Raw genomic sequence first — 12,698 nt, 5'->3', positions numbered from 1 at the left:
CGTGCCGGCCCGCTCAGGCGGCCGGCGCGGACTCGCCTGCCGGCGCCGAAGCGGCCGGAATCAGGAAATGCTCGCGGTAATACTTCAGTTCGTCGATCGACTCGTGGATGTCCGCGAGCGCCGTGTGCATCGCGCGCTTCTGGAAGCCCTTGTAGATCGCGGGCTGCCAGCGGCGGCACAGTTCCTTGAGCGTGCTGACGTCCAGGTTGCGGTAGTGGAAGAACCGCTCGAATTCCGGCATCCAGCGCGCCATGAAACGGCGATCCTGGCAGATCGAATTGCCGCACATCGGCGACTTGCCGGGCGATACGTACTGCGCGAGGAACGCCTGCAGCTGCGCGGCGGCGTCCGCCTCGGTCACGGTCGACGCGCGCACGCGCTCGATCAGGCCCGAGCGGCCGTGCGTCGACTTGTTCCAGTCGTCCATCTTCGCGAGCGTTTCGTCGCTCTGGTGGATCGCGAACACGGGGCCTTCCACCGCGATGTCGAGCGTGGAATTGGTCACGACGACCGCGATTTCGATGATGCGGTCGTTATCCGGGTCGAGGCCCGTCATCTCCATGTCGAGCCAGACGAGGTTCAACTCGTTGCGCACGAGCGCGGGCTGGCTGGCGGAAGCGGCGGTATCGGTCATGAGTCATCCTGGAAAATGGCGGACGGCGCGCGGCGCCGCCCGGGCGGCCGGCAGCGCGTGAGCGGGCCCGGTCCGCAAGAACATATAATTCTCGCATAGAACCCTTTGGCGCCTTCGATGTCACCCTTTTCGTTCACCTTGCTGTTCGCGATCGCCGTGCTCGCGATGGTCGTCACCAAGCTGTGGCTCGCGTCGCGGCAGATCCGCTTCGTCGCCGCACACCGCAACGGCGTGCCCGCGCAGTTCAGCGCCACCATTCCGCTGACCGCCCACCAGCGCGCCGCCGACTACACGGTCGAGCGCACCCGGCTGGCGATGTTTGAAATCGTCGTCAGCGCGGCCGTGCTGGTCGGCCTCACGCTGCTCGGCGGCGTCGGCGCCCTCGACACGCTGCTGACGGGCTGGTTCGGCCGCGGCTACGGTCAGCAGGTCGCGCTCGTCGCCGTCGTGCTCGCGATCATGGGCGTGATCGACGTGCCGTTCGAGTATTACCGCCAATTCGGGATCGAACAGCGGTTCGGCTTCAACCGCATGACCAAGCGCCTGTTCTTCACCGACATGCTGAAGAACACGCTGCTCGGCGCCGTGCTCGGCCTGCCGCTGCTGTTCGTCGTGCTTTGGCTGATGAACCAGGCAGGCAGCCTGTGGTGGCTGTGGACCTGGATCGTCTGGGTCGCATTCCAGATGCTCGTGCTGCTGATCTACCCGACCTTCATCGCGCCGATCTTCAACAAGTTCGAACCGCTGAAGGACGAAGCGCTGCGCGTACGCATCGAGTCGCTGATGAAACGGTGCGGCTTCGCGGCGAAAGGCCTGTTCGTGATGGACGGCAGCCGCCGTTCCGCACACGGCAACGCGTACTTCACGGGCTTCGGTGCGTCGAAGAGGATCGTATTCTTCGACACGCTGCTCGCTCGGTTGTCCGGCCAGGAAATCGAGGCCGTGCTCGCGCACGAACTCGGCCACTTCAAGCGCCGCCACGTAATGAAGCGGATGCTCGTGTCATTCTTGCTGAGCCTCGTGCTGCTCGCACTGCTCGGCTGGCTCGCGCAGCGCACGTGGTTCTACACGGGGCTCGGCGTCACGCCGTCGCTCGACACGAGCAACGCGGGCGCCGCGCTCGTGCTGTTCTTCCTTGCGCTCCCCGTGTTCCTGTTCTTCGCGACACCGTTCAGCAGCCTCACGTCGCGCAAGCATGAATTCGAGGCCGACGCGTTCGCGGCGAGCCAGACCGACGCGCAGGATCTCGTCAGCGCGCTCGTGAAGCTTTACGAGGACAATGCGTCGACCCTCACGCCGGACCCGGTCTACACGGCCTTCTACTACTCGCATCCGCCGGCATCGCAGCGGATCGACCGATTGATGCAGCACGCATGAGCCGGCCGACCTCCCGCAATCCGGCTGCGCGCGCATCGGGCGCGCCGCGTGTCGAAGGCCGCGTGATCGCGGCGCATGGCCGCCATTACATCGTCGCGCCCGACGACGGCGGCCCGATGCTGCAGTGCTTCCCGCGCGGCAAGAAAAGCGAGATCGCGGTCGGCGACCGCGTCGTGTACGAACAGGCGTCGGCCGATCAGGGCGTGATCGTCGAGATCGGCGAGCGGCGTAACCTCCTGTACCGTTCCGACCAGTTCAAGTCGAAGCTGTTTGCGGCCAACCTCGACCAGTTGCTGATCGTGCTCGCGACCGAGCCCTATTTCAGCGAGGACCTCCTCGGCCGCGCGCTGATCGCGGCCGAAGCGAACGAGCTGAAGCCGCTCGTCGTGCTGAACAAGATCGACGTCGAGGCCGCGCTGCCGGTCGCACGCGAGCGCCTCGCGCCCTACCGCGCGCTCGGCTACGACGTGCTCGAACTATCGGTAAAGGGCGCGCCCGACGATGCGCGCGCGCAACTGATGCCGCATCTGGCCGGGCATTCGACGATCCTGCTCGGCCAGTCCGGGATGGGCAAGTCAACGCTCGTGAACCTGCTCGTGCCCGATGCCGAAGCCGCGACCCGCGAAATCTCGGCCGCGCTCAACAGCGGCCGTCACACGACGACGTTCACGCGCCTCTACCCGCTCGAAGGCGGCGGCGCGCTGATCGATTCGCCGGGTTTCCAGGAATTCGGCCTCTATCACCTGACGGAAGGCCGCCTCGAGCGCGCGTTCCCGGAATTCCGCTCGTTGCTCGCGGACTGCCGTTTCTATAATTGCCATCATCTGCACGAGCCAGGCTGCGCGATTCTCGAAGCCGTCTCCGACGGTCGCATCTCGCCGTCGCGGCATGCGCTTTACGCGCAACTCGTGCATGAGGCAAGCCAGATCGTCCGCTAACCGCACGGCGGGCAAGGCGGCCGGGCCGGCCCGGCCTTCACAGACAGGAGCCGCGATGCGTTTCAAGGCCCCCGACCTCGCCACCGCGCAGCATTGGGCGAATGTGCTGCAGGCGGCCGGCATCGGCTGCGAACTGCACAACTGCTACGCGACCGGCGCGCTCGGCGGCCTGCCCGCCGACGCTTGCACCCCCGAGCTGTGGCTCGACGACGAGCGCGACGATGCACTCGCCCGGCGGCTCCTCGATGCGGCGTCGCACGGCCCGTCGGCCAGCGCCGCTCCGTGGCGCTGCCGCCAATGCGGCGAGGCGCTGGAGGCCCAGTTCACCGCATGCTGGCAATGCGGCGCCATACGCGATCCGCTCGACGACTGAGCAGATCAACGTGCCGCACAGCAAAAAGGCCGGCATGAAGCCGGCCTTTTTCGTTTCAACGCGCACGTGCGCTGCCGCGTCATGACACCCAGACGGCCAGCGTCAGCATCAACAGCAGGATCATCCACAGGATCACGGCACGCCAAACCAGGCCGACCGCGGACTGCAGCGTGCGCGGCGTGCAATCATCGCCGACCGTCAACGGCCCGCTGTCACCGACCGCCAGCGCGTCGAGACTCGACGGTTCCGCCAGCGGCCCCGCGAGGCGCGCGCCGAGCGCACCGCTGCCGGCCGCGAGGAGCACGCCGTCGTTCGGGTCGGGCCACTGGCGCGTGTGGTTGCGCCACGCGTAGATCGCATCCTCGAAGTTGCCGACGATCGCGAAGCCGAGCGCGGTCAGGCGCGACGGAATCCAGTCGATCACGAAGAACGCGCGCTGCGCGAACGTGGAAAACGCGGCCGTCCGATCGTCGCCCGGCGTCGACCAGCTGCGCGCGAGATATTCGGAGATCCGGTACAGCACGGCACCGGCCGGACCGATCGGCAGCACGTACCAGAAGAACACACCGAACACGTGGCGATGCGACGCAACGACCGCATGAATCAGCGTATGGCGGACGATTTCGCCGACCGGCATGTCGACCGTGTCGAGACCCGTCCACTCGTGCAGGATTTCACGCGCGCGCGGCACGTCGTCGTTGTTGAGCGCGAGATGGATATCGGTGAAATAGTGGCTGAACTGGCGGAAGCCGAGCGTGAAATACACGACGACGACGTTCCAGATGAAAGCGAGCACGAAGCTCACCTTGAACAGCAGGAAGTAGATCAGCGCGACGACCAGCACCCACGGCAGCACGACTGCGAGCCATGCGAGCACGCCATGCTTTTGCTTGCCGGCGTCAAGGCCATGCGCGACGGTTTCCGCGTGAAACTGGAACAGCGCAAACACCGGATTGCTCGGCGACAACGCGCGGACCTGTTCGATGATGAGGGCGAGAAGAACCGAAAAGAAAGTCATGCGTGGCGCCGTCTTCGGAGTTATGTCATTTTTTGCATAACGATAGCACAGCGTAAGCGGCGCATGGCTGCCGACGCGACGGGCCGGCAGCCGGCCGCGTGCGCAGGTTTGGGAGGGATGCTATCCGGCTGCCAAGAAGCGGTACAGATTGCGCAACATGCCGGCAGTTGCGCCCCAGATGAAGTAATGCCCGGCCGATTCGCCATTCGGATAGGGCATCGCAAAAAAACGACGCTCGCCACCCTCCCAGCGGAACACGCGCACCTGATGGTTTGCTGGACTCATCAGGAACGTGAGCGGCACCTCGAAAATCTCGGCAACTTCGAACGCGTCAGCCTGCACGCTAAACGGTGGATGCACGAGCCCCACGACGGGCGTCACGCAGAAGCCGGTCCCCGTCAGATAGTCGGGCAGCGCACCGAGAACCTCCACCGGTTCGGCGGCCAGTCCGATTTCTTCCTTCGCCTCGCGCAACGCGGTGGCCGTCGCATCGCGATCGAACGGCTCGCGACGGCCACCGGGGAAGCTGATCTGCCCGGCATGGTCGTTCAGGTGATCGGCTCGCTGGGTCAGCAGCACGGTAAGGCCACTCTCGCGAACGACGAGCGGGATGAGGACGGCCGCGCTGCGCGGATCGACGCCCTCCTGCAGCCGCACCTCTCCGGGTTCGACGCTCCATTCAAGCGTGCGCGCGAAACGCTCGCGCAGCCCGGGTGGTGTCATCAAGCGGGTTTCGATGGACGGCAGGCCGGCGCCGGTGCCTTCGACCGGCAGCACCTCAGGGTCAATGATGGGGCGGCGATTCAATGGAGGTCTCGAGTTCGTGACGTATCGAGCATATTGTCGCGCCAGAATGAAAAAAGCACCCGGGAGGGTGCTTTTTCCTTACAGCTCTTACTCTTGGGAAGCTGCTGCGGTGCGATCCTTCGACACCAGCTTTTCCTTGATTCGAGCCGACTTGCCCGAACGCTCGCGCAGGTAGTACAGCTTCGCGCGACGCACATCACCGCGACGCTTCACGACGATGCTCGCCAGCAGCGGCGAGTAGGTCTGGAACGTACGCTCGACGCCTTCGCCCGACGAGATCTTGCGGACGATGAAGTTCGAGTTCAGACCACGGTTGCGAATCGCGATCACGACGCCTTCGTACGCCTGAACGCGCTTGCGGTTACCTTCAACCACGTTCACGTTCACGATCACCGTGTCGCCCGGGGCGAATTCGGGGATCGTCTTGCCGGCGAGCGCGCGCTCGATCTCTTCCTGCTCAAGTTTTGCAATCAGATTCATCACTGACTCCTAAAGCCATCTTGTCGGCGTTTGCACCCGCCTGCTTCCAGGCTTGGCCCCGATAGAGGATGGATTCACATCAGGCACCGCGCACGCATGCACGGCACCGCCATTTCCCGCCCGCGCCGCCGCCTCAGGAGGCGTTCTTCGCTTCGCGTGCGAGGTTCGCAAGCCACGCCTCGTCGGCACGGCTCAACAACTTCTCGCGGCGCGCCCGGACGATCAGGTCCGGCCGCTTCCGCAACGTATTCCTCAATGCTTCCTGACGCCGCCACCGCTCGATCTCGGCATGATGGCCGCCGAGCAGCACGTCCGGCACGCGCATCCCCTCGTACTCCTCGGGGCGCGTGTAATGCGGACAATCGAGTAGCCCGTCCGCGAAGCTGTCCTGCACGGCCGACTGCGCATCGTTCAGCACGCCGGGCAGCAGACGCACGACGGCATCCATCATCGCCATCGCCGGCAGTTCGCCACCGGACAGAACGAAATCGCCGAGGCTGATTTCCTCGTCAACACAACGGTCGAGCAGACGCTGATCGATCGCCTCGTAGCGGCCACACAGCACGATGACACCCGGCTCCTGCGCCATTCGCACTGCACGTTCGTGCGTGAACGGCGCACCTTGCGGCGACATCATCACCACACGCGTGCTCGCGACGCCCTGCTCCGCCTGCGCTGCTTTCGCAGCGCCGATCGCGGCCTCGAGCGGCTTGGCCAGCATCACCATGCCCGGACCGCCGCCGTACGGACGATCGTCGACCGTGCGGTAGTTGTCCGCCGTGAAATCACGCGGATTCCAGGTGCGCAGCCCGAAGCGCCCCTGCTTCACGGCCCGGCTGGTGATTCCCCAGTCGGTCAGCGCGCGGAACATTTCGGGAAAGAGCGTGACGACGTCGAACTGCACCGCGCTCTCCGTAACCTGGTTCATTAGTAATCGGCTTCCCAGTCGACGACGATGCGACGTGCCGCCTGATCCACCGTTTTGACGTAGACGCCGACGAACGGAATCAGCCGTTCGTCGGTGGTCGGCCGACCATCCTTGCCGACTGCCGGATACTCGACGCGCATGATCGAATGCACGCCGTTGTCGATCATCCCGCTTACCGTCCCGAGCGCCACCGATTGCTCGTTGACGACTTCGAGGCCGATCAGGTCGACCCAATAGAATTCGTCCGCGGCCAATGCCGGGAAATCTTCCCGGCGCACGAACACGCGAAAGCCGCGCAAAGCCAGTGCGGCATCGCGGTCGCTGACACCCGCGGTATGCGCGACGACTGTGTCGCCGTGCGTCTTCGACTGCAGGATGCGGGCGGATAACCGCTCCCCACCCCGTTCCAGCCACCAGCGGCGCGCCTCGAGCAGCGCATCGCCGCCGCGACCGGCGTCTGCATGCGTCGCCACCTTGACCCAGCCTTTCAGGCCATAGGCGTCGACGACCGCCCCGACCTCGACAGCATCGTCGGGCCAGGCTTGTACTGCCTCGAGACTGCCCTGCTCGGCAGCCACACCGATGCTCGCGACAGTGTCGCGCTCGACCGGCTTGCGGACGAATGCGCCAAATGACGCTCGCCCGCGCTTTGCGTTACCGGAATCGTGACCGGACATCAATGCTCCTTGCAGCCGGCACGACCGGCACACCGCGCCATGTTAGGCAGCCGGTTGCGCCTTTTGCGCTTCCTTCACGAGACGCTGGACGGTCGGCGACAGTTGCGCGCCAACGCCTTGCCAGTACGTCAGGCGGTCCTGAGCGATACGCAGCGACTCGCCCTTCGTGGCGACCGGGTTGTAGAAGCCGACGCGCTCGATGAAGCGGCCGTCACGACGATTGCGCGAATCGGTAGCGACGATGTTGTAGAACGGGCGCTTCTTCGAGCCGCCGCGAGCCAGACGGATGATAACCATATGAAATCCTTCGGGAAAACCGGGTTCGAAACTACTGAAACATGCGATTATAGCCGGAAACCAAAGCCACAACAAACACTTACGCGCAAATATTCCATGGATGCCCTGCGCGCCGGGCATACAATCGCCGTGTCCACGACGCTCACCGCCGCCATGTCGCTATCTTGCGCCAGCCCGGCACGCCGCGCGCAGCACCGCCTCGCGGGCTTGCTGACCTGCCTCGTCACCTGCCTCGCAGCCACCGCGGCTTGCGCCGCACCGGCGGTGGACAAACTCGTCTTGCCACCCGGCTTCCATGTCGACGTCCTGACCGACGCGGTGCCGACCGCCCGCGAAATGGCATGGTCGCCGCGCGGAATTCTGTATGTCGGCTCGCGGGAAGGCCGCGTGCATGCATTCGTGATGCAAGAGGGCCGGATCACGGCCCGCTACGTGATCGCAGCGGGGCTCGACATGCCCGTCGGCGTTGCGTACCGCGACGGCGCACTCTATATCTCCGCCGTATCGCGCATTCTGCGCCTCGATCACATCGACGACCGGCTCGCCAGGCCTCCGGCGCCGGCGGTCGTGACGAATGCGCTGCCGACCGATCATCATCACGGCTGGAAATTCATCGCATTCGGCCCCGACGGCAAGCTCTACGTGCCGACCGGCGCCCCATGCAACGTGTGCCTCGCCGATCGCGATCGATACGCGATCATCGCACGCATGAACGCGGACGGCAGCAGCCGGGAAGTGTTTGCCCGCGGCGTGCGCAATACCGTCGGCTTTGCCTGGCACCCCGAGTCGCGCGAGCTGTGGTTCACCGACAACGGGCGCGACTTGATGGGCGACGACGTGCCCGACGACAAGCTGAATCGTGCGCCGCGCGCAGGCCTCGATTTCGGCTTTCCTTACTGCCACGGCGGCGACACGCCCGATCCTGAATTCGGGAGCGCCGACGTGTGCCGCCGCTACGCGCCGCCCGTGCTGAAACTCGGCGCGCACGTCGCGGCACTCGGCATGCGCTTCTATACGGGGCCGATGTTTCCGGCCTCATACCGCAACAATATCTTCATTGCCGAGCATGGTTCGTGGAATCGCAGCACGAAGGTCGGCTATCGCGTGATGCGCGCGGTCGTGTCGGCCGACGGCAGCCACGCGAGCCAGACACCGTTCATCACAGGCTGGCTGCGCGCGGACGGCACCGTGTGGGGGCGCCCGGCCGACGTACTGCCGCTGCCGGACGGCTCGCTGCTCGTCAGCGACGACTACGCAGGCGCCATCTATCGCATCACCTATGCGGCACCTTGACGCAGGCAAGGGGTGACCGGGCCCGACCGGGCATCGTAGAATGCGTGCCGGGCCGAGCGCCCCGTGCCGGCCTGCCGGCCGCCCATGCCAACGATAATTCGCCGCCATCCATGTCCAGCAGCACCGCATCGTCCCGCCGCTTCCGCTCCAAGACGCTCACCGCCGCCCTCGCGTTCCTGCTCGGTTCGCTCGGCGCGCACCGCTTCTACCTGTACGGCTTTCGCGACGTGTACGGCTGGGCGCACCTGCTCGCGACGATCGTCGGGATCCCGGGATTCCTGCTGCTCGCCGCGACCCAGCGTAGTGCCAACCTCGGCTGGTGGCTCGCCGTGCCGGGTGCGATCTCGCTTCTGGCTGCGTTCCTTGCCGCGCTCGTCTACGGCCTGCGCCCCGACGAGAAGTGGGACGCGCAATTCAATGCCGACACCGGCAAGCACAGCCAGTCAGGCTGGACGGTGATCTTCATCGTGATCTTCTCGCTGCTGATCGGTGCGTTCCTGCTGATGACCGCCCTCGCGTTGTCGTTCCAGACGTACTTCGAATCGCAAGTCGAAGCGGCGAAGCAAATCTCGCAGTAAGCGCCAACACGCGTCGGCCGGATCAGAACAGGCTCAGTTGCACGTCGTCACGCGACTTCGTGCCGGTCGCGCCCGCCACCGGGCGCTGCGCTGCCGCCCCGGTCGCCGGTGCACCGCGAAACTGCGACAGATCCAGAATGCCGTTCGCACGCTCGTTCAACCCTAGCCGCTTCACGGCCTGACGGAACCGCTGCCGCAACAGGTCGGCCCAGATTCCCTCGCCCTTCATCCGCTTCGCGAAATCCGAGTCGTAGTCCCTCCCGCCGCGCATGTCGCGCACTCGGTTCATCACGCGCTCCGCGCGATCGGGGAAATGCGCGGAGAGCCAGTTCTTGAACAGCGGCGCGACCTCCCACGGCAGCCGCAGGATGATGTAACTCGCGTGCGTCGCGCCGGCTTCCGCACAAGCTTCCAGCACACGCTCCATGTCCGGCTCGGTGACGAACGGGATCATCGGTGCAATGCTTACGCCTACCGGCACACCCGCATCGCGCAGCGCGCGGATCGTGCGCAGCCGGCGCGCCGGCGTCGCCGCACGCGGCTCGAGCGTGCGCGCGAGATCGGCATCGAGCGTCGTGATCGTGACCGCGGCCATCACCTGCCCGCGCTCGGCCATCGGGGCCAGCAGATCCAGATCGCGCTCGATCAGGGAAGATTTCGTGATCGCGGCGAACGGCAGCCCGTGATCGTGCATCACCTGGATCACGCTGCGTGTGATGCGCAGATCGCGCTCGACCGGCTGGTATGCATCGGTGTTGACGCCGAGCGCGATCGGCTCCGGCACGTAGCGCTTGCGCGAAATCTCGCGCTCGAGCAATTCGGCCGCGTTGACCTTCGCGTAGATGCGGCTCTCGAAATCGAGCCCCGGCGACAGACCGAGGTAACTATGGGTTGGCCGTGCAAAGCAGTAGATGCAGCCATGCTCGCAGCCGCGATACGGATTGAGCGACACGCTGAACGGTATGTCCGGCGACTGGTTGTGCGTCAGGATGCTCTTTGCGCGCTCCTCGAACACCTGTGTGCGCAGCGGCGCGGGCAGATCGGCGTCGTCCGATTCGTGTGTCCAGCCGTCGTCGACCGCTTCGCGCAGCGCCGTTTCGTATCGCCCCTGGAGGTTGTCGACCGCACCGCGCCCCTTGCGGGGCGCCGGCGGCGCTATCGGAAATTCGTTGTCGGACCGACCGTCCATGCGCTCACCCATTCGCCTGCACCCAATACTGTACATTTATACAGTATTTGGTGCAGCATGCCAAGGGCGGGATAGAGGGACGGACTGCTGGCGGCACCACGGTCATTCGCCGACCGAGATCGTCAGCGTCTCCTTGATTTCTTCCATCACGACATAGCTCTTCGACTGCACCGCGCCGGGCAGCTGCAGGAGGATGTCGCCCAGCAGCTTTCGATAGTCGGCCATTTCACCGATGCGTGCCTTGATCAGGTAGTCGAAATCGCCGGACACGAGATGACATTCGAGCACTTCGTCGATCTTCATCACTTCGCGCCGGAACTGCTCGAACATGTTGCCGCCCTTGTGGCCGAGCGTGATCTCGACGAACACCAGCAACGCGGCGCCGAGCTGCCCCGGATCGACGCGCGCGTGATAGCCGGTGATGACGCCGTCGCGCTCCATGCGCCGCACGCGTTCGATGCACGGCGTGACGGTCAGACCGACCTGCTCCGCAAGGTCCTTCATCGCCATCCGGCCGTCGTCCTGGAGCAGTTTGAGGATGCGCCGGTCGAGCTTGTCGAGCGAGCGTACTGGCTGGCGTTGCGTTCTCATTTGTTTATGCTGAAAACCTGAAAAATACGATAACAAAACCTACACATTCGACAATACCATAGTGCAAAAAACTAGATCAGCTAGAGGTTACACGGAGACGCACGTGCGCCCGGCCTCGACCTGATCCTTCCATCTGGAGCAGCTATGCGAGTCGTCATTCTGGGCAGCGGTGTGGTGGGCGTGGCAAGCGCGTATTACCTCGCGCGCGCCGGTCATGAAGTCACGGTGATCGACCGGGAAGCCGGTCCGGCGCTCGAGACGAGCTTCGCGAACGCAGGCCAGATCTCGCCCGGCTATGCCGCGCCGTGGGCCGCGCCCGGCGTGCCGCTGAAGGCCGTCAAGTGGATGTTCGAGAAGCACGCGCCGCTCGCGATCCGCCTCGACGGCACGCGATTCCAGCTCCAGTGGATGTGGCAGATGCTGCGCAACTGCACGGCCGAACGCTATGCAGTCAACAAGGGCCGCATGGTCCGCCTCGCCGAATACAGCCGCGATTGCCTGCAGGCGCTGCGCGCCGACACGGGCATCCAGTACGAAGGCCGTACGGGCGGCACGCTGCAACTGTTCCGCACGCAGCAGCAACTCGATGGCGCGGCGAAAGATATCTCCGTGCTGCAGGAAGCGAACGTGCCGTTCGAATTGCTGTCGCCGGCCGAACTCAAGAATGCCGAACCGGCGCTCGCCGCCGTGTCGCACAAGCTGACGGGCGGCCTGCGCCTGCCGGGCGACGAAACGGGCGACTGCCAGTTGTTCACGACGCGCCTCGCGGCGCTCGCGGAATCGCTCGGCGTGAAGTTCCGCTACAACACGCCGATCGACGCGCTGGCGACCGCGGGCGGCAGGATCGCCGGCGTGCAGTGCGGCAGCGAAACGGTGCGCGCGGATGCATACGTCGTCGCGCTCGGGTCGTACTCCACGAACTTCATCTCGAACCTGATGAAGATCCCCGTCTATCCGCTGAAGGGCTATTCGATCACGGCACCGATCATCGACGAGACGGCCGCGCCCGTGTCGACGGTGCTGGACGAAACCTACAAGATCGCGATCACGCGTTTCGACCAGCGCATCCGCGTCGGCGGCATGGCGGAGATCGTCGGCTTCGACAAGAACCTGCGTGCCGCGCGTCGCGAGACGCTCGAAATGTGCGTGAACGACCTGTTCCCGGGCGGCGGCGACACGTCGAAGGCAACGTTCTGGACAGGCCTGCGCCCGATGACGCCGGACGGCACGCCGATCGTCGGCCGCACGCCGGTCTCGAATCTGTTTCTGAACACCGGCCACGGCACGCTCGGCTGGACGATGTCGTGCGGGTCGGGCCAACTGCTCGCCGATCTGATCTCGGGCAAGAAACCGGCAATCCAGGCCGACGACCTGTCGGTGCATCGCTACCTGAAGGACGTGGCCGGCCAGACGCGCCCGGCATACGCATAAGTCGGAGCGGTCCGCCGCGACGCAGGCCGGCCCGCATCAACGAAAAAGGCGCCCTCAGGGCCCTCGGGGCGCCTTTTTCGTTACAGC

General features: G+C 65.3%; 15 protein-coding genes. 6 read left to right on the top strand and 9 right to left on the bottom strand.

Features of this window, described 5'->3' with window-relative positions:
* Positions 1-13: 13 nt before the first annotated feature.
* The gene (orn, locus tag ACV22W_RS25230; protein ID WP_059465157.1) at positions 14-634 is read right to left on the bottom strand and encodes an oligoribonuclease; all 621 of its coding nucleotides are present in this window, start codon (positions 632-634) and stop codon (positions 14-16) included.
* A gap of 117 nt (positions 635-751) precedes the next feature.
* Here orn and ACV22W_RS25225 point away from each other — a divergent pair, with 117 nt between their 5' ends.
* From ACV22W_RS25225 to ACV22W_RS25215, 3 genes are read left to right on the top strand one after another with little or no spacing between them, the layout of a single operon-like run.
* Entirely contained in the window at positions 752-2,011 is a 1,260-nt protein-coding gene (locus ACV22W_RS25225) for a M48 family metallopeptidase (RefSeq protein WP_448022338.1), read from the top strand.
* Positions 2,008-2,949: a ribosome small subunit-dependent GTPase A gene (gene rsgA, locus ACV22W_RS25220; RefSeq protein ID WP_448022337.1), complete on the top strand. Its 942-nt coding sequence runs from the start codon at positions 2,008-2,010 to the stop codon at positions 2,947-2,949. Before ACV22W_RS25225 ends, rsgA begins: the two co-directional genes overlap by 4 nt.
* 55 nt (positions 2,950-3,004) lie before the next feature.
* A complete protein-coding gene (locus ACV22W_RS25215) occupies positions 3,005-3,322 on the top strand; it encodes a putative signal transducing protein (RefSeq protein ID WP_448022336.1) in 318 nt (105 codons plus the stop codon).
* A gap of 79 nt (positions 3,323-3,401) precedes the next feature.
* On the opposite strand, the gene ACV22W_RS25210 is transcribed toward ACV22W_RS25215, so the two are convergent.
* The 6 genes from ACV22W_RS25210 to rpsP all read right to left on the bottom strand — a co-directional run bounded on the left by ACV22W_RS25210 (position 3,402) and on the right by rpsP (position 7,529).
* Entirely contained in the window at positions 3,402-4,340 is a 939-nt protein-coding gene (locus tag ACV22W_RS25210) for a CobD/CbiB family protein (RefSeq protein ID WP_448022335.1), read from the bottom strand.
* Between the two features lie 120 nt (positions 4,341-4,460).
* A complete protein-coding gene (locus ACV22W_RS25205; protein WP_448022334.1) occupies positions 4,461-5,147 on the bottom strand; it encodes a CoA pyrophosphatase in 687 nt (228 codons plus the stop codon).
* An 87-nt stretch (positions 5,148-5,234) separates the two neighbouring features.
* A complete protein-coding gene (gene rplS, locus ACV22W_RS25200) occupies positions 5,235-5,627 on the bottom strand; it encodes a 50S ribosomal protein L19 (RefSeq protein WP_011883860.1) in 393 nt (130 codons plus the stop codon).
* 133 nt (positions 5,628-5,760) lie between these two features.
* On the bottom strand, positions 5,761-6,555 hold the full coding sequence (gene trmD / locus ACV22W_RS25195) for a tRNA (guanosine(37)-N1)-methyltransferase TrmD (RefSeq protein ID WP_448022333.1): 795 nt from the start codon (positions 6,553-6,555) through the stop codon (positions 5,761-5,763).
* Positions 6,555-7,232 carry a ribosome maturation factor RimM gene (gene rimM / locus ACV22W_RS25190; protein ID WP_448022332.1) on the bottom strand — a complete coding sequence of 226 codons (678 nt, stop codon included), beginning with the start codon at positions 7,230-7,232 and terminating at the stop codon, positions 6,555-6,557. Before rimM ends, trmD begins: the two co-directional genes overlap by 1 nt.
* A gap of 42 nt (positions 7,233-7,274) precedes the next feature.
* On the bottom strand, positions 7,275-7,529 hold the full coding sequence (gene rpsP / locus ACV22W_RS25185) for a 30S ribosomal protein S16 (protein ID WP_006476550.1): 255 nt from the start codon (positions 7,527-7,529) through the stop codon (positions 7,275-7,277).
* Between the two features lie 153 nt (positions 7,530-7,682).
* On the opposite strand from rpsP, the gene ACV22W_RS25180 reads away from it, so the two are divergent.
* Both ACV22W_RS25180 and ACV22W_RS25175 read left to right on the top strand, forming a co-directional pair.
* Positions 7,683-8,822, top strand: a complete 1,140-nt coding sequence (locus tag ACV22W_RS25180) for a PQQ-dependent sugar dehydrogenase (RefSeq protein WP_448022394.1) — start codon at positions 7,683-7,685, stop codon at positions 8,820-8,822.
* A 110-nt stretch (positions 8,823-8,932) separates the two neighbouring features.
* Entirely contained in the window at positions 8,933-9,400 is a 468-nt protein-coding gene (locus ACV22W_RS25175) for an NINE protein (RefSeq protein WP_059523814.1), read from the top strand.
* 22 nt (positions 9,401-9,422) lie between these two features.
* Here the strand turns inward: ACV22W_RS25175 and ACV22W_RS25170 are convergent, their stop codons facing one another.
* Both ACV22W_RS25170 and ACV22W_RS25165 read right to left on the bottom strand, forming a co-directional pair.
* Complete coding sequence (locus tag ACV22W_RS25170) at positions 9,423-10,601, bottom strand: PA0069 family radical SAM protein (RefSeq protein ID WP_448022331.1); 1,179 nt, start codon at positions 10,599-10,601, stop codon at positions 9,423-9,425.
* Positions 10,602-10,691: 90 nt separating this feature from the next.
* Complete coding sequence (locus tag ACV22W_RS25165) at positions 10,692-11,180, bottom strand: Lrp/AsnC ligand binding domain-containing protein (protein ID WP_006762687.1); 489 nt, start codon at positions 11,178-11,180, stop codon at positions 10,692-10,694.
* A gap of 144 nt (positions 11,181-11,324) precedes the next feature.
* Between ACV22W_RS25165 and ACV22W_RS25160 the strand changes: the two genes are divergently transcribed.
* Positions 11,325-12,611 carry a D-amino acid dehydrogenase gene (locus ACV22W_RS25160; protein ID WP_448022330.1) on the top strand — a complete coding sequence of 429 codons (1,287 nt, stop codon included), beginning with the start codon at positions 11,325-11,327 and terminating at the stop codon, positions 12,609-12,611.
* Positions 12,612-12,698 lie beyond the last annotated feature (87 nt).

Source organism: Burkholderia sp. AW49-1, assembly GCF_053427845.1.
The sequence above is the reverse complement of the archived record's forward strand: the minus strand, read 5'-3'. Positions and strand labels throughout refer to the sequence as shown.

Coding starts and splice junctions, on each gene's coding strand:
- orn (WP_059465157.1), bottom strand. CDS start 634: ATGACCGATACCGCCGCTTCCGCCAGCCAGCCCGCGCTCGTGCGCAAC.
- ACV22W_RS25225 (WP_448022338.1), top strand. CDS start 752: ATGTCACCCTTTTCGTTCACCTTGCTGTTCGCGATCGCCGTGCTCGCG.
- rsgA (WP_448022337.1), top strand. CDS start 2,008: ATGAGCCGGCCGACCTCCCGCAATCCGGCTGCGCGCGCATCGGGCGCG.
- ACV22W_RS25215 (WP_448022336.1), top strand. CDS start 3,005: ATGCGTTTCAAGGCCCCCGACCTCGCCACCGCGCAGCATTGGGCGAAT.
- ACV22W_RS25210 (WP_448022335.1), bottom strand. CDS start 4,340: ATGACTTTCTTTTCGGTTCTTCTCGCCCTCATCATCGAACAGGTCCGC.
- rplS (WP_011883860.1), bottom strand. CDS start 5,627: ATGAATCTGATTGCAAAACTTGAGCAGGAAGAGATCGAGCGCGCGCTC.
- trmD (WP_448022333.1), bottom strand. CDS start 6,555: ATGAACCAGGTTACGGAGAGCGCGGTGCAGTTCGACGTCGTCACGCTC.
- rimM (WP_448022332.1), bottom strand. CDS start 7,232: ATGTCCGGTCACGATTCCGGTAACGCAAAGCGCGGGCGAGCGTCATTT.
- rpsP (WP_006476550.1), bottom strand. CDS start 7,529: ATGGTTATCATCCGTCTGGCTCGCGGCGGCTCGAAGAAGCGCCCGTTC.
- ACV22W_RS25180 (WP_448022394.1), top strand. CDS start 7,683: ATGTCGCTATCTTGCGCCAGCCCGGCACGCCGCGCGCAGCACCGCCTC.
- ACV22W_RS25175 (WP_059523814.1), top strand. CDS start 8,933: ATGTCCAGCAGCACCGCATCGTCCCGCCGCTTCCGCTCCAAGACGCTC.
- ACV22W_RS25170 (WP_448022331.1), bottom strand. CDS start 10,601: ATGGGTGAGCGCATGGACGGTCGGTCCGACAACGAATTTCCGATAGCG.
- ACV22W_RS25165 (WP_006762687.1), bottom strand. CDS start 11,180: ATGAGAACGCAACGCCAGCCAGTACGCTCGCTCGACAAGCTCGACCGG.
- ACV22W_RS25160 (WP_448022330.1), top strand. CDS start 11,325: ATGCGAGTCGTCATTCTGGGCAGCGGTGTGGTGGGCGTGGCAAGCGCG.